The 17371-nt window shown below is 73.5% G+C and carries 14 protein-coding genes; 10 read left to right on the top strand and 4 right to left on the bottom strand.

The window, feature by feature from the left end:
* Positions 1-73 precede the first annotated feature (73 nt).
* The 3 genes from ACFYVL_RS27235 to ilvD all read left to right on the top strand — a co-directional run bounded on the left by ACFYVL_RS27235 (position 74) and on the right by ilvD (position 3754).
* On the top strand, positions 74-925 hold the full coding sequence (locus ACFYVL_RS27235) for a sugar phosphate isomerase/epimerase family protein (RefSeq protein ID WP_389249773.1): 852 nt from the start codon (positions 74-76) through the stop codon (positions 923-925).
* Positions 922-1647, top strand: a complete 726-nt coding sequence (locus tag ACFYVL_RS27230; protein WP_389249267.1) for a TetR family transcriptional regulator — start codon at positions 922-924, stop codon at positions 1645-1647. The genes ACFYVL_RS27235 and ACFYVL_RS27230 overlap by 4 nt, the downstream gene beginning before the upstream one ends.
* A gap of 256 nt (positions 1648-1903) precedes the next feature.
* Positions 1904-3754 (top strand): dihydroxy-acid dehydratase, encoded by a 1851-nt coding sequence (ilvD, locus tag ACFYVL_RS27225; RefSeq protein WP_389249265.1) that lies wholly within the window; start codon positions 1904-1906, stop codon positions 3752-3754.
* A 45-nt stretch (positions 3755-3799) separates the two neighbouring features.
* On the opposite strand, the gene ACFYVL_RS27220 is transcribed toward ilvD, so the two are convergent.
* Positions 3800-6175, bottom strand: a complete 2376-nt coding sequence (locus ACFYVL_RS27220; protein ID WP_389249263.1) for a protein kinase — start codon at positions 6173-6175, stop codon at positions 3800-3802.
* A gap of 167 nt (positions 6176-6342) precedes the next feature.
* Between ACFYVL_RS27220 and ACFYVL_RS27215 the strand changes: the two genes are divergently transcribed.
* Entirely contained in the window at positions 6343-6864 is a 522-nt protein-coding gene (locus ACFYVL_RS27215) for a hypothetical protein (protein ID WP_389249261.1), read from the top strand.
* A 79-nt stretch (positions 6865-6943) separates the two neighbouring features.
* On the top strand, positions 6944-7774 hold the full coding sequence (locus tag ACFYVL_RS27210; RefSeq protein ID WP_389249259.1) for a class I SAM-dependent methyltransferase: 831 nt from the start codon (positions 6944-6946) through the stop codon (positions 7772-7774).
* A 314-nt stretch (positions 7775-8088) separates the two neighbouring features.
* On the opposite strand, the gene ACFYVL_RS27205 is transcribed toward ACFYVL_RS27210, so the two are convergent.
* On the bottom strand, positions 8089-9579 hold the full coding sequence (locus ACFYVL_RS27205) for a SulP family inorganic anion transporter (RefSeq protein ID WP_389249771.1): 1491 nt from the start codon (positions 9577-9579) through the stop codon (positions 8089-8091).
* Positions 9580-9916: 337 nt separating this feature from the next.
* Between ACFYVL_RS27205 and ACFYVL_RS27200 the strand changes: the two genes are divergently transcribed.
* Positions 9917-10729: an ABC transporter ATP-binding protein gene (locus ACFYVL_RS27200; protein WP_389249257.1), complete on the top strand. Its 813-nt coding sequence runs from the start codon at positions 9917-9919 to the stop codon at positions 10727-10729.
* Positions 10730-10854: 125 nt separating this feature from the next.
* Complete coding sequence (locus ACFYVL_RS27195; protein ID WP_389249255.1) at positions 10855-11592, top strand: ABC transporter permease; 738 nt, start codon at positions 10855-10857, stop codon at positions 11590-11592.
* A 55-nt stretch (positions 11593-11647) separates the two neighbouring features.
* Here the strand turns inward: ACFYVL_RS27195 and ACFYVL_RS27190 are convergent, their stop codons facing one another.
* Positions 11648-12616: a L,D-transpeptidase gene (locus ACFYVL_RS27190; RefSeq protein ID WP_389249253.1), complete on the bottom strand. Its 969-nt coding sequence runs from the start codon at positions 12614-12616 to the stop codon at positions 11648-11650.
* 136 nt (positions 12617-12752) lie between these two features.
* Here ACFYVL_RS27190 and ACFYVL_RS27185 point away from each other — a divergent pair, with 136 nt between their 5' ends.
* The 3 genes from ACFYVL_RS27185 to proC all read left to right on the top strand — a co-directional run bounded on the left by ACFYVL_RS27185 (position 12753) and on the right by proC (position 15704).
* On the top strand, positions 12753-13247 hold the full coding sequence (locus tag ACFYVL_RS27185; protein ID WP_389249251.1) for a SigE family RNA polymerase sigma factor: 495 nt from the start codon (positions 12753-12755) through the stop codon (positions 13245-13247).
* Positions 13248-14175: 928 nt separating this feature from the next.
* The gene (locus ACFYVL_RS27180) at positions 14176-14685 is read left to right on the top strand and encodes a L,D-transpeptidase (RefSeq protein ID WP_389249249.1); all 510 of its coding nucleotides are present in this window, start codon (positions 14176-14178) and stop codon (positions 14683-14685) included.
* A 167-nt stretch (positions 14686-14852) separates the two neighbouring features.
* A complete protein-coding gene (gene proC, locus ACFYVL_RS27175) occupies positions 14853-15704 on the top strand; it encodes a pyrroline-5-carboxylate reductase (RefSeq protein ID WP_389249247.1) in 852 nt (283 codons plus the stop codon).
* Between the two features lie 223 nt (positions 15705-15927).
* Here proC and trpS read toward each other — a convergent pair whose 3' ends face one another.
* On the bottom strand, positions 15928-16935 hold the full coding sequence (trpS, locus tag ACFYVL_RS27170; protein ID WP_389249245.1) for a tryptophan--tRNA ligase: 1008 nt from the start codon (positions 16933-16935) through the stop codon (positions 15928-15930).
* Between the last annotated feature and the right edge of the window lie 436 nt (positions 16936-17371).

Raw genomic sequence — 17371 nt, 5'->3', positions numbered from 1 at the left:
GGCGGACGGGCCCTTTGCCCCCTCGCCTCCCCGAGCCGGAGCGGGGGACCGTACGCTGTCCCTCGTGGCAGAAGTGGCGAAACCAGCGGTGCGCATCCCGGATGCGAAGGTCGCGCTGTCCACGGCCTCCGTCTACCCGGAGTCGACGGCGACGGCCTTCGAGATCGCCGCACGCCTCGGCTACGACGGTGTCGAGGTCATGGTGTGGACGGATCCCGTCAGCCAGGACATCGAGGCACTGCGCAGACTCTCCGACTATCACGGTGTCCCCGTCCTCGCGGTGCACGCCCCGTGTCTGCTGATCACCCAGCGGGTCTGGTCGACCGACCCGTGGGTCAAGCTCCAGCGCGCGCAGGCCGCCGCGGAGAAGCTGGGCGCCTCCACCGTCGTCGTCCACCCGCCGTTCCGCTGGCAGCGCGGCTACGCACGCGACTTCGTCTCCGGGATCTGGCGGATGGCGGAGGAGACGGACGTCCGCTTCGCGGTCGAAAACATGTACCCGTGGCGGTACAAGGACCGCGAGATGCTCGCGTACGCCCCCGAGTGGGACGTCACCAAGGACGACTACCGGCACTTCACCGTCGACCTCTCGCACACCGCGACCGCCCGCACCGACGCCATGGCCATGATCGACCGCATGGGCGACCGGCTCGGCCACGTCCACCTCGCGGACGGCAACGGCTCGGCCAAGGACGAGCACCTCGTCCCCGGCCGCGGCACCCAGCCCTGCGCCCAGCTCCTGGAGCGGCTGGCCGCCTCCGGCTTCGACGGCCACGTGGTCGTCGAGGTCAACACCCGCCGGGCCATGTCGTCCGCCGAACGCGAGGCCGACCTGGCGGAGGCGCTCGCCTTCACCCGGCTGCACCTGGCGTCGGCCTCCGCGCCGGGCACCCCGGCGCGACCGGCGCGCGTGCCGGGCACATGACCGGGCCCCCGCCCGACGGCCCGAAGCCCGACGCCGGCCCCGCCCCGGCCCCGCCCACCGGCCCCGGCTCCTCCACCGGCCCCGGCTCCTCCGCGGACCCCGCCTCCGCCCCCGCCGGCCCCGCACCCCGCCGTCGCGGCCGGCCCTCCCGCAGTGCCCGGGACGCGGCCGGGCCCGCCACCCGGGACCGCATCCTCCTCGCCGCCCGCGGCGAGTTCGCCGAGCGCGGCTACGACAAGACCTCCGTGCGCGGCATCGCCCGTGCCGCCGGGGTCGACGCGGCACTCGTGCACCACTACTTCGGCACCAAGGACGACGTCTTCGCCGCCGCCATCGAGATGTCCTTCGAGCCCGCCCTGGTCCTGACGCGCCTGCTGGACGGCCCGCCCGACCAGCTCGGCGAACGGCTGGCCCGCGCGTTCCTCGGCGTCTGGGAGGACGCTGCCACCCGCGCCCCGCTGCTCGCCGTCGTCCGTTCCGCGCTGACCCACGAGGGCGCCGCGAAGGTGCTGCGCGGCTTCGTACTGCGCCACCTGCTGGAGCGCATCGCGGCCGAACTCTCCGTCCCGGACCCCACGCTCCGCGCCGAACTGGCCGCCGCGCAGATGATCGGCGTCGCGATCCTGCGCTACGTGATCGAGGCGGACCCCCTGGCATCGGTGGACGTCGAACAGGTGGTCCAGCTCGTGGGCCCCGTCCTCCAGACCTACCTCACCACCTGACCGCCCCCTTGGGCGGCGGCGCCGCCCACCCCGCCCCCGCCCCCTTGGGCGGCGGGGCCGCCCCCCGGGGGCGGAACGGGCGGGCAAGGGGGCGGCCCCCGGCGAAGCCGCACGCTCCCCGCCCCGGACGCCCCCGCCCCCGTACCCCCTCCACCCCCCGCCCCGCGTCCCGCTCCCCGGACACCCCGTCCACCCCCCGGACCCAAGGCGTACGCTCGACGTCACTCGCACTCGTACCCCCAGGGAAGTGAACCCGATGCCCGAGCTGAGGTCCCGCACCGTCACCCACGGCCGCAACATGGCAGGCGCCCGCGCGCTCATGCGCGCCTCCGGTGTAGCGAGCGAGGACATCGGCAAGCCGATCATCGCGGTCGCCAACTCCTTCACCGAGTTCGTCCCCGGCCACACCCACCTCGCCCCCGTGGGCCGCATCGTCTCCGAGGCGATCCACGCCGCCGGTGCCGTCCCCCGCGAGTTCAACACCATCGCGGTCGACGACGGCATCGCCATGGGCCACGGCGGAATGCTCTACTCCCTCCCCTCCCGCGACCTGATCGCGGACAGCGTGGAGTACATGGTCGAGGCCCACTGCGCCGACGCCCTGATCTGCATCTCCAACTGCGACAAGATCACCCCCGGCATGCTGAACGCGGCCCTCCGCCTCAACATCCCCACGATCTTCGTCTCCGGCGGCCCCATGGAGTCCGGCCGGGCCACCCTCGTCGACGGCACCGTCCGCACCCTCGACCTCGTCGACGCGATGTCGGACGCCGTCAACGACAAGATCTCCGACGCGGACATGCTCCGTATCGAGGAGAACGCCTGCCCCACCTGCGGCTCCTGTTCCGGCATGTTCACCGCGAACTCGATGAACTGCCTCGCCGAGGCCATCGGCCTCGCGCTCCCCGGCAACGGCTCGACGCTCGCCACCCACACCGCCCGCCGCGCGCTGTACGAGAACGCGGGCCGCACCATCGTCGAGATCACCCAGCGGTACTACGAGCAGGACGACGCGACCGTCCTCCCGCGCGCCATCGCCTCCCGCGCCGCGTTCGAGAACGCCATGGCCCTCGACATCGCCATGGGCGGCTCCACCAACACGATCCTGCACCTCCTCGCCGCCGCCCAGGAGGCCGAACTCGACTTCGGCCTCCCCGAGATGGACCAGATCTCGCGCCGCGTCCCCTGCCTGTCCAAGGTCGCGCCCAACGTCGCCAAGAACCGCACGTACTACATGGAGGACGTGCACCGCGCGGGCGGCATCCCCGCCATCCTCGGCGAACTCCACCGGGGCGGACTCCTCAACGAGAACGTCCACTCCGTCCACTCCGCCTCCCTCGCCGAGTGGCTCAAGAACTGGGACGTGCGCGGCGGCTCCCCCGCCCCCGAGGCCGTCGAGCTGTGGCACGCCGCCCCCGGCTGCGTCCGCTCCGCCACCGCCTTCTCGCAGTCCGAGCGCTGGGACACCCTCGACACGGACGCCGCCGAAGGGTGCATCCGCTCCGTCGAGCACGCGTACTCCAAGGACGGCGGCCTCGCGGTCCTGCGCGGAAACCTCGCCGTCGACGGCTGTGTCGTGAAGACGGCGGGCGTCGACGAGTCGATCTGGACCTTCGAGGGCCCGGCCGTCGTCTGCGAGTCGCAGGAGCAGGCCGTCGAGAAGATCCTCCTCAAGGAGGTCAAGGCGGGCGACGTCGTCGTCATCCGGTACGAGGGCCCCAAGGGCGGCCCCGGCATGCAGGAGATGCTCTACCCGACCTCGTACCTCAAGGGCACCGGCCTGGGCAAGCAGTGCGCCCTGATCACCGACGGCCGCTTCTCCGGCGGCACGTCGGGCCTGTCCATCGGCCACGCCTCCCCGGAGGCCGCGTCCGGCGGCGCCATCGCGCTCGTCGAGGACGGCGACCGCATCCGCATCGACATCCCGAACCGCTCCATCGCACTGCTGGTGAGCGACGAGGAACTGGCCGAGCGCAGCGAGGCCCTCGGCGGCGTCTACGCCCCGAAGAACCGCGAGCGCAAGGTCTCCCAGGCCCTGCGCGCGTACGCCGCGATGGCGACGAGCGCGGACAAGGGCGCGGTGCGCGACGTGTCGAAGCTGGGCTGACCCGGCAGCGGCAGGACAGCGGTACGGCGACGGGGGAGGGCGGGGTCAGCCCGCCTTCCCCTGCCGCTGCCCGGCCCCGCCGGGCAGCTCGGGCGCGATGCCGAAGACGGTCCGGTCCGTACGCGTCACCAGCAGCGCGCCCCCGGTACGTACCGTCATCACCGGCTCCGCACCGTCCACCGCCCTGCCGCCCCGGGCCGCCGACCGCCACAGCTCCTTGCCGGTGCGCAGGTCCAGCGCCAGCACCCGGCCGTCGACGGCCGGCACGTACAGGACGCGGTTGGCGCGGTCGGGCTGCGGCAGGCCGAGGCCCGGGACCTTCAACGGCGTCTCCCACCGGCCCTTGCCGCTCGCCGCGGAGAGGGCGCCGACGGTGCCCGCCGGGTTCACGAAGCAGAGCGTGTCGCCGACGAGCCGCGGTGTCCCGGTCCTGGGCCGGTCCAGCCGCACGGTCTCCACGGGCCGCGCCCCGGTGGGGTCGCGCAGCTCCAGGGCGGCGAACTCGCCCGCCCCGTTGGCGTGCCGGGCCGCCGAGTCGGGGTCGGTGCGCGACCACTTCGCGAACACCAGCCGCTCACCGGTCTCGCCCACCAGCTCGTACCCCTCGCCGTAGGTGGCGATCCGGGTCGGCCTGCCGGTGGCCGCGTCGTAACGGAGATAGGTGATCCGGTTCGGCTCGTCGCCGCGGTCGTCGGCGCACTTGGCGTAGAGCTTGCCCTGCATGGCGAGCGGGTTGCAGCGCAGCCCCTCCGGGTCGAAGGAGGTCCACCGCGTCTCGCCGCTGACCATGTCGCGCGCCACCAGGGCGTCGCCCTTGAGGCCGGGTCCCACGGCGAGCCGGCCGACGACCGCGCCGCTCATGTAGACGTCGGGGGCGGCCTGCCGCTCCCAGAGCCGGCTGCCGTCGGTGGCGGAGAGGGACACCAGCCGGGCGGCGCCGTCGCTGTCCACCTCGCTGACGAGGACCGCCTCGGGGACGGCGCCGAGCGGCGCGGAGTTGTTGACGGTGCCGTCGGACGGCCCCTTCCGCCGGGCCTTGGCCTGCCACAGGATGCGGCCGGTGGCCTGGTCGAGCCGTACCGAACGGAGGTCGTAGCCGCCGCAGTAGGTGGCCGGGCCCGCCGTCAGACAGCGGACGTTGCCGGCACCGGCGGCGGGCTGGTCGGCCGCGGGGTTCTCGACGGGCAGCTCGGCCTGCCAGGGGCGCCAGCCGGCCGGCAGCGCCTCGGCGTTGCCGGACCCCGGGGTCGCCGGGTTCGCACCGCCGGACCCGGCGCCGGGGGAGGCGGCACCCCGGCCGCTGTCCCGCCCTTCGAGGTACTGGACGACACCCCCGGCACCGAGCCCGAGCACCACCACGGAGGCCGCGGCGACGAGCATGGTCCGCCGGGTCCGGGAGCGACTCCGGGTGGGCGCGGGCGCGCCGGTGGCGGGTGCGGTGGTGGGCGTGGCGGCGGGCGCGGGCGCGGCGGGGTGCGGTGCGGCGGCCTGCGGTGCTTCGGCTCTCGGTACGTCGGCCCGCAGTGCGGCAGCCCGAGGTTCGTCGGCCCGCGGTTCGTCGGCCCGCGCCACGAGGGTCGCCTCCGCCGTCGGTGCCCCGGCCACCTCCCCGGCCCGGGTCGGCAGGCCGAGGAACAGCTGCGCCAGCGTGTCCAGCCCCGGCCGCTCCTCCGGCGTCTTCGCCAGGCACCGTTCGAGGATCTGCCGCAGCGGCTGCGGCACCTCGTCCAGCTCCGGAGCGGCGTGCACCACCTGGTACGCCGTCATGTACGGGCTGTCCGCGTCGAACGGACCGCGCCCCACCGCCGCGAACACCAGAAGCGCCGCCAGCGAGAAGACGTCCGACGACGGGCCGGTGGTGCGGGGGTCGCTGAGCTGCTCCGGCGACATGAAGGGCGGGGTGCCCATCACGTGCCCGGTCGCGGTCAGCGTCTGGTGGTCCGCGGCCCGGGAGATGCCGAAGTCGATCACGCGGGGCCCGTCGGCGGCCATCAGGACGTTGGCCGGTTTGAGGTCCCGGTGGACGACCCCGGCCCGGTGGATGTCCCGCAGCGCCTCGACAAGCCCGAGCGCCAGCTGCCGCAGTTCCGCCGCCGGCGGCGGGCCGTGCTGGTGGAGCTGTTCGGCGAGGGTGGGCCCGGGAACGTACTGGGTGGCCATCCACGGCCGCGCCGCCTCCGGGTCGGCGTCCACCACCGGAGCGGTGAACGCGCCGCTCACCCGCCGGGCAGCCGCCACTTCCTGCCGGAAGCGGATGCGGAAGGTCGCGTCGGAGGCGTACTGCTCGTGCACCAGCTTGACCGCGACCTCACGCCCCGAGGGCGACCTGCCGAGGAACACGGTCCCCATGCCCCCGGTGCCGAGCCGGTCCAGAATCTGGTGGCCACCGATCGATCCGGGGTCCCCCACGGACAACGCCACGGTCCAACTCCGTCCCCCGTAAGTACCGTTGGGATCACAGGGTAGTCAACGGTGTCGCCGCGCAGCTCGGCACTCCCTCCCCACCTGCGCGGCAGTGCCGCCGACACCGCCCGCCGGGGCCGCCGCGCACCCCGCGCCGTACCCCCGCTCCGGGGATAATCGACACCGTGAGCGAGAACCCCGAGAACTCCGACGCCCCCACGCCGGCCGGCCCCGCGGGCCCGCAGCCCGAGCCGCTGCGCTTCTTCGGCACCACCTGGCTGGACCACAGCAACGGCTACGCGCTGCGCCGTGCGGGCGTGGCGGTCGGCTCGCTCGCCGCCGCCGCCGCGGGCTGCTTCCTGCTGCGCTTCGCGTACGAGGGGCTGCAGATCGCGGACGTGGGCGGGTTCGTCGGCGCGCTGGTCGTGGTGATGTTCGCGGTGTGCAGCGCCATCGCGTTCCGCAAGACGTGGGAGGGCTTCACCGTCCGCGCCACCGACCCGGCCCGCGAACAGTCCCTGCGCAGCCTGAAGACGATCGGCTTCGTGGGCTCGCTCCTCGCGTACTTCTGCCGCTCCCTCACGGAGGCCCCGGGCGAGAAGCTGCACCGTACGGAGTACGAGACGGCCCGCGCCCAGTACGAACGCCGCCGCGGCACCCGCACCGGCAACCCGGCGGCCCGCAAGAAGAAGCCGAAGCGGAAGTAGCAGCGGGCGGGGGAGCACCGGACCGGACCGCCCCGGCGGCCCCCTGTCCGGAGATCGCCCCCGGTACGAGGATGGCGGCATGACCACCACCCCACCCACCCCCACGAACCCTCCGGACCCGAACGCCTCGGCCGTCCACTCGCCCGAGCCGGACTTCCACGCCCGTGCCCACTCCTTCAACGCGGCGGCGGCCCACTACGCGGCGTACCGCCCCTCGTACCCGCCCGCCCTGTTCGACGCCGTCGAGGAACTGGCCGGCCGCCCGCTCACCGGCGCCCGGGTCGCCGACATCGGCGCGGGCACCGGCATCGCGACCGCACAGCTCCTGGCGAGGGGGGCGAGGGTGACGGCGGTCGAGCCCGGCGAAGGCATGGCGGCGGAACTGCGCCGCGCCCACCCCGAGGTCGCGCTCGTACGGGGCAACGGCAACGCGCTCCCGCTGGCCGACTCCTCCGTGGACCTGGTCACCTACGCGCAGGCCTGGCACTGGACCGACCCGGCGCGCTCGCTGCCCGAGGCACTGCGGGTGCTGCGTCCGGGCGGCGCGCTGGCGCTGTGGTGGAACCGTACGGACACGGACGTCCCGTGGCAGCGAGACCAGGCGGAACGCCTCCGCGTGTTCCTCGGCGTCGAACTGCCCACCTCGGCGGCCCGGGGGGACCACGCCCCCGCCCTGACGAAGGACCAGTCCGTCACCTTCACCCGCCGCACGGTCCGCTGGAGCCGCCGCATCCCGCTGGACGCGCACCTCGCGAACCTGGCGACCCACTCGGTCTTCCTGGTCCGCGACAAGGAGTCCACCGCCCGCTTCCTGGCCCGCGAACGCGCCGAACTCCTCACCCTCTTCCCCTCCGCCGAACTGGAAGAGACCTACCAAACCGACCTCCACCAAACCCCCACCCCCCTCTAACCCCCAGCCCCCCCGGGCGGCAGGGCCGCACCTTTCCCACCCCACCCCCGCCCCCACCCCTTGGCGGGGCCGCCCATTCCCCACCCCCACCCGCGCTGCCCCACCCGCCCCCTTGGGCGGCGGGGCCGCCCCTTCCCACCCCGCCGCCGCCTCCTTGGGCGGCGGGGCCGCCCCCCGGGGGCGGAACGGGCGGGCAAGGGGGCGGCCCCCGGCGGAGCCGAACCCCCCACCCCCGGACGCCCCGCACCCCGTACCCCTCCCCCGACCCCAGACCCGGGGCCCGGGGGAGGCCAGCCCCCCCGGGGCCACCCCACCTACCCCACCCCCACCCTCCCCCTCTTCCCCCTCCGCTCCGCCCACCCCTCCAACGCCCCCGCACACGCATGATCCACATGCCGCAGCCCACTCAGATCCAGCTCAACCGCCCGCCCCTCGGGCAACGCCTCCAACGCGTCCAGCAACTTCGGCAGCCGAAGAAACGTCGCGTTCCCCACCACCCGCACCCGCAAAACAACCCCCTCCCCACCACTCACAGCCCCACCACTCCCACCCCCACCACTCCCAACCCCAACAATCCCCTCCTCAACAACCTCCACCTGCACATGACTCACCTCCCAAGCCGTCTTCCCCACCGCCAGCACCAGCCCCAACAACACCCCCTCAAACAGATTCGTCACCACGATCGCCACCGCAGTGACCACCAGCACCACACACTCCCCCCGGTGCTCCCTCCACAGCGCCCCCAGCGCCCGCACCGGCACCAACTTCGCCCCCGCATGCACCAGCACCCCCGCCAGCGCGGCCACCGGAATCACCGTCAGCGCGGCGGGCAGCGCCGCCGCGAACACCAGCAGCCACACCCCGTGCAGCACCCGCGAGGCCTTCGTCCGCGCCCCCGCCTGCACATTGGCCGCACTGCGCACGATGACCGCCGTCAACGGCAGCGCCCCCAGCACCCCGCACACGGTGTTCCCCACGCCCTGCGCCACCAACTCCTTGTCGTAGTCGGTACGAGGCCCGTCGTGCAGCCGGTCCACCGCCGCCGCCCCGAACAGTGACTCCGCCGAGGCGATCAGCGCGAACGCCAGCACCGTCCCCACCACCCCCACCTCGGCGAGCCGTACGAAGTCCTGCCCCTGCGGCAGCCGTACGGCATCCAGCAGTCCCTGCACCTCCACGCGCCGCACCCGCAGATCCAGCAGTACGGTCGCCCCGGCGGCCAGCGCCACCGCCACCAGCGGAGCCGGCACGAAACGCGCCGCCCACCGCCACTTCGGCCACACCACCAGCACCAGTACGGTCCCCACGCCCACCACCAGCGCGGCCGTACTCGGCACCCCGGTCACCAGGCCGCCCAGCCCGGCCACCTTCGCGACGCCACCCGCCGGAGCCTCGGCGTCGGCCATCGCGTACACCTGCCCGGCGATCAGCACGAGCCCGATCCCGGCGAGCATCCCCTGCACGACGGCCACGGAGATGGCCCGGAACCACCTGCCGAGGCCCAGCCCGCCGAGCAGCAGCTGCACCAGTCCGGCACCCGCCACCAGCACACCGAGCGACCCGACGCCGTACCGCTGCACGGCCTCGTACACGAGCACGGTCAGCCCGGCGGCGGGCCCGCTGACCTGCAGACTGCTGCCCGGCAGCACCCCGACCACGAGCCCGCCGACGATCCCGGTGATCAGCCCGAGTTCGGCGGGCACCCCGGACGCCACGGCCACGCCCACGCACAACGGCAGCGCCACCAGGAACACCACGAGAGAAGCGACCACATCGCTCCGGGACAGCCGGGACAGCCGGGACAACCGGGGCGGACGAGCGGCCGAGGAGAAGAAGCGCGAGACACGCGCGGTACGCGGGGCAGCCAAAACGAGCACCTCCAGAACGGAAAACGGACGACGGAGATGCGCGGGTCCCCACAGGGGAAGTGCAGGCGGGGGACGCCTGCACCTGAACTCTATTATGACAAGCGGAAGTTGACGAAGGGCGGTCCTGCGGAACCCGTCCGGGTCGCACGGGAGCGCACCACGCCCCGGCCCCCGCCCGCACGCCCCCTCCGGCCCCCGCCGCGCCCTCGCCCTTGACGGCCTCCGGACCCAGGAGGAGTATTCATCACACGATGAATATTCGCCGGAGGTCCCCATGACCACGCCGCACCACCCGCCGCAGCCGGAACCGCGAACCCCCGGCCCCTCCGCCGCACCGGGCCCGGCCGACCTCCCGCCCCCCGCCCTCGAAGCCCGCGCCCTCACCGTCGTCCGCGGCGCCCGGACGGTGCTCCGCGGCCTCGACTTCACCGTCCCCGCGGGCCGGATCACCGGCCTCCTCGGCCCGTCCGGCTGCGGAAAGTCCACGCTGATGCGCGCGGTCGTGGGGACCCAGGCCAAGGCCACCGGCACCCTCACGGTCCTGGGCCGCCCGGCGGGCGACCCGGCGCTGCGCTCCCGTACGGGATACGTCACCCAGGCGCCGGCGGTCTTCGACGACCTGACCGTCCGCCAGAACCTCGACTACTTCGCCGCGGTGCTCGACCCCGGCCGCGCCGCCGCCGAACGCCGCCGCAGCGCGGTCGCCGGGGCCATCGCCGACGTGGACCTCGGCACGCACGCCGACTCCCTGGCCGGCCGGCTCTCGGGCGGCCAGCGCAGCAGGGCGTCCCTCGCCGTGGCGCTCCTCGGCGCCCCCGAACTCCTGGTCCTCGACGAACCCACCGTGGGCCTGGACCCGGTGCTCCGCCGGGACCTGTGGGACCTCTTCCACGCCCTGGCCACCGAACGCGGCACCACGCTCCTGGTCTCCTCGCACGTCATGGACGAAGCGGAACGCTGCGACCGCCTGCTCCTCCTGCGCGAAGGAGTCCTCCTGGCCGAGGACACCCCACAGGCACTACGCACGACCACCGCCACCCCGACGGTCGAAAAAGCCTTCCTCCACCTGGTAACCCACAGCCACTGACCCCTCAGCACAGCCCACAGCGCCCCCGGCCCCACAGAGCCACTGCCCCCGGCCCCACAGCGCCACCGCCCCCACTAACCCCACAGCCCCGCCCCCACCGCCCCACTGCCCGAGGACGACCCGTCATGAGCCTCGCCCGCACCCTCGCCACCACCGCCCGAGTGCTCCGTCAGCTCCGCCACGACCCGCGCTCCATCGCGCTGATGCTGTTCGTGCCCAGCGTCCTGATCACGATCCTGCGCTTCGTCTTCGACGCGAACGCGCACACCTTCGACGCCGTCGGAGCCTCGCTCCTCGGCATCTTCCCGCTGATCACGATGTTCCTGATCACGTCCATCGCCACCCTGCGCGAACGCACCAGCGGCACCCTCGAACGCCTCCTCGCGATGCCCCTCGGCAAGGCCGACCTGATCGCCGGCTACGCCCTCGCGTTCGCGGTGCTGGCCCTGTTCCAGTCGGCCCTGGCGACCGGGCTCTCGGTCTGGCTGCTCGGCCTGGACGTGACGGGCAGCCCGTGGCTCCTGCTGCTGGTGGCCGTCCTGGACGCCCTCCTCGGCACCGCCCTCGGCCTCTTCGTGTCGGCCTTCGCGGCCTCGGAGTTCCAGGCGGTCCAGTTCCTGCCGCTGGTGATCTTCCCGCAGCTGCTGCTGTGCGGCCTGTTCACACCGCGCGAGGCGATGCACCCGGCGCTGGAGGCGATCTCCGACGTACTCCCGATGTCGTACGCGGTCGACGCCATGAACGAGATCCGCACCCACACCGAGCCGACCGCCGCGTTCCTCCTCGACACGACGATCGTCGCGGCCGTGGCGGTCCTGGTCCTGTTCCTGGGTGCGGCGACGCTCCGCCGCCGCACCCCGTAGAACCGCCCGGCGCAATCACCCCGCCTCAACTCACCTCAACCCACCTCAGCTCACCTCACCGGAGCGCACTCCCCGCCTTCCACTCCGGCCACTCCACGTTCCAGTCGCCGTAGCCGTTGCCGGGCGCCACCGTCTCCGTGGAGTTGACCACCTTGACGACGTCCCCGACGATCACTTCCCGGTAGAAGGCAGCGGCGGTCCCGTCGGAGGAGAGCCCCACACAGCCGTGGGTGACGTTGCGCCGCCCGACGACGCTGTTCGCGGCCGGGTTCTGGTGCAGATACGTACCGGACGCCGTCAGGTGGACCGCGTAGTAGTACCAGTCGGAGTACGAGTCCCCGTACCCGACGGTGCGGCTGTCCATGAACACCCGCTGCTGCTTGTCCGAGACGACCATCGTCCCGTTCCAGGTGTCCATCCCCGGGGCGCCCGCCGTTATCGGTATCCGCCGGGTCACCCCGTCCTTGACCACGGTCATCCGGTGGGTCTTCACGTCGACGGTCGCCACCAGCGATCGCCCGACGGTGAAGTGCCGGGTCACCTGCGGCCCCACCGCGACGGTCACCCGGGTCCCCGGCTTCCAGTAGGCACGGGGCCGGAAGTCGACCCGCTGCCCCGCGTGCAGGTTGCGGTCCTTGACCCAGCTCCAGGACCCCTCCGTGCCGGGATTCGCGGTCACCTTCAACTGCCGCTCCACGGCGGCCCGCTCCGCCTGCGGAACGGGCTTCTTGAACGTCACCGACACCGGCAGCCCGACCCCCGCCGTCATTCCCTCGACGATGTTCACCCGGAACGCCCCGGCCCGCAGCGGTGCGGGCACCGGGGTTGCCGTCGGCGTGGGCCGCGCCGTACCCGGGGCGGCCGACGAGGACCCGCCCGCGCCGCCGCTCACCCCCGCCGAGCCCAGTTCGGCCCCCGCCGCCCCGGGAACGGCACCGCCCTTGGCACAACCGCCCGCCCCCAGCGCCAGCCCGAGAAGCAGCGCGACGGCGCCCGCCCGAACGATGCGATCACGACGCGTCATTGAAATCCCCCAGATCGTTCCACCCGGCCGTACGGCCGGGTACGCGTTGCTGCGCGGCCCGTCACTCCGGCCCCGCGCTTCCTGTACGCACCGGGCGCCCACCGGGTTGCACGAAAGTTCGGGTAAGTTCCCGGCCATGACGGAGGAGGAGTTCGACGCCTTCTACGCGGCCTCCTTCCCCCGCCTGGTGGGGCAGCTGTACGCGTTGACGGGCGACCACGGCGAGGCGCAGGACGTCGTACAGGAGGCGTTCGTACGAGCCTGGGACCGGCGCGCCTCCTTCCTGGCGGACGGCGCCCCGGAGGCCTGGATCCGCACCGTCGCGATGCGCCTGGCGGTGAGCCGCTGGCGCCGCACCCGCAAGTGGCTCGACCTGGTGCGGCGCAACCCGCCGCAGGACCGGGTCGCGGGCCCCAGCCCCGAACACACGGTGCTCGTGGAGGCCCTGCGCACCCTCCCCGAACCCCAGCGCCAGGCCATCGTCCTGCACCACCTGTGCGACCTGAGCGTGGACCAGATAGCCGCGGAGACCGGCACGCCCACCGGAACGATCAAGGCCCGCCTGGCCCGCGGCCGAGCATCCCTGGCCCGCCAACTGGCCCCCGAAGCAAAGGAGGAAGCCCGTGCCTGACCCCTCCAACCCCACCCCGGACCCGCAAAGCCGCCACACCCCGGACCCGCACGGCCCCCACGCACAGGGCCCCTCGCCGGACGCCACCCGCTCCTCGGGCTCCGTCTCGGACGACCCCCGCTCGCCCGACCCGGCCCCGGACGACCCCCGCATCCCGGGCCCGGACGGTCCCCACGCGCCGAGTCCGTCACCGTCCGCCACCCGCACTCCTGGCCCGGACGGCCCCCACGCGCCCGACTCCTCGCCGGACGCCACCCACTCCCCGGACTCACCTCCGGACGGCCCCCACTCGCGAGCTTCGTCGCTGGACGGCCCCCAGATGCCGAATCCGGTCTCGTACGACTCCGGCCCGCCGCACCCGACCCCGGGTGCCCCTCGCTCGTCGGGCTCCGTCTCGTACGCCCCCGGCTCGCCGCATCCGACCTCGGATGCCTCTCGCTCGTCGGGCTCCGTTTCCGACGGCTCCCGCTCGCCTGGCCCGACCCCGGACGGCTCCCGCTCGCCCGGCCCGGCCCCGGACGGCTCCGGCTCGTCGGGCCCGTCACCGGACGCCCTTGACTCGTCCGACTCACCCCCGGACAGCTCCCGCTCGCGGGTCCAGTCGTCGGGTGACACCAACTCGTCAGTCGCCTCGCCGGACGGCCCCGCCACTCCAGGCCCGCCCCAGCGGGTCCACCGCGCCTCCCGCACCTCCCGCACCCCGGGCCCGCCCCCGGAAAGCCCCCACTCGTCGGTCCCCGGCACCCGCGGTGCGACGCCCCCGCACCCTGCCCTCCCCACCGACCCGTTCTCCGACGACCCCCTCTCCACCGCCCTCCACGACCTCGCCGACGCCTCCGGAACCCCCGCCCCGCACCGGGGCGGCGCTCAGGTGCGTCACCTTGCCGAACGGCGCCGTCGACGCCGCCGGGCAGCCGCCGCAGGAGCCGTGACCACCGTGGTCGCCGGGCTCGCCCTGCTGTTCGGCGTCCCCCTACTGACACCCCAGGACCCGGCCGGCCCCGGCCCCGCCGCCCCGCCCCCGTCCTCCGCCGGCCCCGCGCCCACCGTCGCCCCCGTGGCGACGGTCGACCTGGCGGCGCGGCAGCTGACGATGCCCCGGTCCGGCGACCGCGAGGCCCGCACCGTCCCGATCACCTCCGGCCGCAAGGAAACCCCTACCGCCACCGGCCGCATGACCGTGACCGCCCTCTCCGCGACACGCGTCATCGAGGGCAAACTGATCGGCCTCACCGACCAGTACGACTACCGGGCCTCCTGGGTGGTCGAACTCAGCGGCCCCGCCGGACAGACGACGTACGCCCTCGCCTTCCCGAGCCAGTCCAAGGAACTCTTCGGCCGCCTCGACGCGACCGACGGCGCCCTGGGCCTCCCCGAGGCGGACGCCAAATGGCTCTTCCAGCACCTGCGGTTGGGCGACGTCGTCGAAATCCGCTGACCCGCCGACCCCACCTACCGGCTCCACATACCGGAACGCCCGAACCCCCCGGAACGCCCGGTGCGAAGATGGCCGTGCACCACACACCGGCGGCCGGACACCACCGGCCCCACCAGCACAGGGCGAGTCTCAGGACCCCAGTTCCACCGGTACGGAGGGCAATCCGCATGACCGACAAAGCCGCACACGCACCCGGGCCCGACCAGGCCGGGCCCACCACGGTCGCAGTCCTCGGCACCGGCAAGATCGGCGAAGCCCTCCTCAGCGGGATGATCCGCGGCGGCCGCCGCCCGGCCGACATCCTGGTCACCGCACGCCGCAGCGAGCGGGCGGACGAACTCCGCACCCGTTACGGCGTCGAGCCCGTCTCCAACGCCGAGGCCGCCAAGCGCGCCGACACCCTGATCCTCACGGTCAAGCCGCAGGACATGGGCAAGCTCCTCGAAGAGCTGGCCCCCCACCTGCCCGCCGACCGCCTGGTCATCAGCGGCGCCGCCGGTATCCCCACCTCGTTCTTCGAGGAACGCCTCGCCACCGGCACCCCGGTCGTCCGCGTCATGACGAACACCCCCGCCCTCGTGGACGAGGCGATGTCCGTCATCTCCGCAGGCAGCCACGCCAACGGCACCCACCTCGCCCACGCCGAGGAGATCTTCTCCGGCGTCGGCAAGACCCTCCGCGTTCCCGAATCGCAGCAGGACGCCGCCACCGCCCTCTCCGGCTCGGGCCCCGCCTACTTCTACTTCCTGGTCGAGGCGATGACTGACGCCGGCATCCTCCTGGGCCTGCCCCGCAACCAGGCCCACGACCTCATCGTGCAGGCCGCCATCGGCGCCGCCGTGATGCTCCGCGACAGCGGCGAACACCCGGTCAAGCTCCGCGAAGCGGTCACCTCCCCGGCCGGCACCACGATCAACGCGATCGTCGAACTCGAAAAGCACGGCGTACGAGCCGCCCTCATCGCCGCCCTCGAAGCCGCCCGAGACCGCAGCCAAGCCCTAGCCACCGGCACCGCCTAACCTCCCCGCCCCAGGCGCGGCGGGACCGCACCCTCGCCCCCGGCCCCCTCGGGCGGCGGAGCCGCACCCTCGCCCGAGCCCCCTTGGGCGGCGGGGCCGCCCCCGGGGGCGGAACGGGCGGGCAAGGGGGCGGCCCCCCGGCGGAGCCGCACGCACCCCGCCCCGGACGCCCCGGCAGAGCCCCACCCGCACGGTCCGCCCCCACCCGCTACCCCCACACCCCCTACCCCCTCCCCATCAACCCCACCGCCCGATACGCCCCATCAACCCGCCCCCGAGCCATCCCCCGAGCCCTCTCCGCCCCCTCCCTCAACACCCCGTCCACATACCCCGCATCCGCCGCCAGCTCCGCATGCCTCTCCCGCACCGGCCGCAACACCTCCACCACCGCGTCCGCGACATCCCGCTTCAACGCCCCGTACGTCGCGTACCCCTCCGCCAGCACCGCCGGACCGCTGCCGTCCCCGCCCCCGCAGGCCGCCAGGATCTCCAGCAGGTTGGCGACCCCGGGCCGCCCCACGGGGTCGTACTCCACCCCGCTCCCGCTGTCGGTCACCGCCCGCATGACCTTCTTCCGTACGACCTCCGGCTCGTCCAGCAGGAACACCACCCCACCCGTACCTGCCGTCGTCTTCCCCATCTTCGAAGCCGGGTCCTGAAGATCCATGACCCGTGCGGCCACCTCCGGCTTCACCGCCCGAGGCACCACGAACGTCTGCCCGTACCGCTGGTTGAACCGCACCGCCAGATCCCGGGTCAGCTCCACGTGCTGCGTCTGGTCGTCCCCCACCGGCACCTCGTCCGCCCCGTACGCCAGGATGTCCGCCGCCATCAGCACGGGATACGTCAGCAACGACAGCCGTACGCTCTCCCCGGCCGCCCGCGCCCGCGCACCCTTCTCCCGGTACTGGATCATCCGACGCATCTCCCCGTCGGTGGCCGTGCACTCCAGCAGGTACGACAGCCGCACATGCTCATCGACATGGCTCTGTACGAACAACGTGCACACCGCCGGATCCAGCCCCGCCGCCAGCAACAGCGTCGCCACCTGCCGACTGAGCCGCAGCACCCGCGCCGGCTCGTGCTCCACGGTCAGCGCGTGCAGGTCGACCACGCTGAACAGGGCCTCACCTCGGTACTGGTCCACCTCGGCCCACTGCCGCACGGCACCGAGGTAGTTCCCGAGCGTCATGTGCCCGGTCGGCTTGATTCCGCTGAAGACCCGCGTCATCTCTTCTCTCCTCCTGGTCGAGGCCGCCACCACCGGCGACCGACCTCCCGGAGGGAGAAACACGAACGGCCGCCGAAGCGGCGGCCGTGGTTGCATACGTGTGCGTGGCCGCCGTCAGGCGGCCCACCAGCTGAAGGTGCACGTACGCGTAGTCATGCGAACCACCGTAGCGCTCCGGCCCGGGGTTGACACGCGATTAACGGGTACGTAATGTTCTCCGAGCTGTCCGACTGTGAGTGCTGGCCTCCGGCCGGTCCCCGGACAGCCATTCCGCACCAACCACTCAAGCGCGCGACTCACGGTCGCATTGTCTTTGTGTGTGCTTTTGCGAAATGAGGAAACCGCGTTCGAGAGAACGGACCCCGATTGGCATCGGGGCCCAGGAATCCGCTAATGTCTCACCTCGTCGGAACGGCCCAACAGCCGGGAAGACAAA

The organism is Streptomyces sp. NPDC004111, assembly GCF_042874215.1.
Lineage (GTDB): Bacteria > Actinomycetota > Actinomycetes > Streptomycetales > Streptomycetaceae > Streptomyces.
Note: the sequence above shows the minus strand (reverse complement) of the source record. Positions and strands in the feature narration are given on the sequence as shown.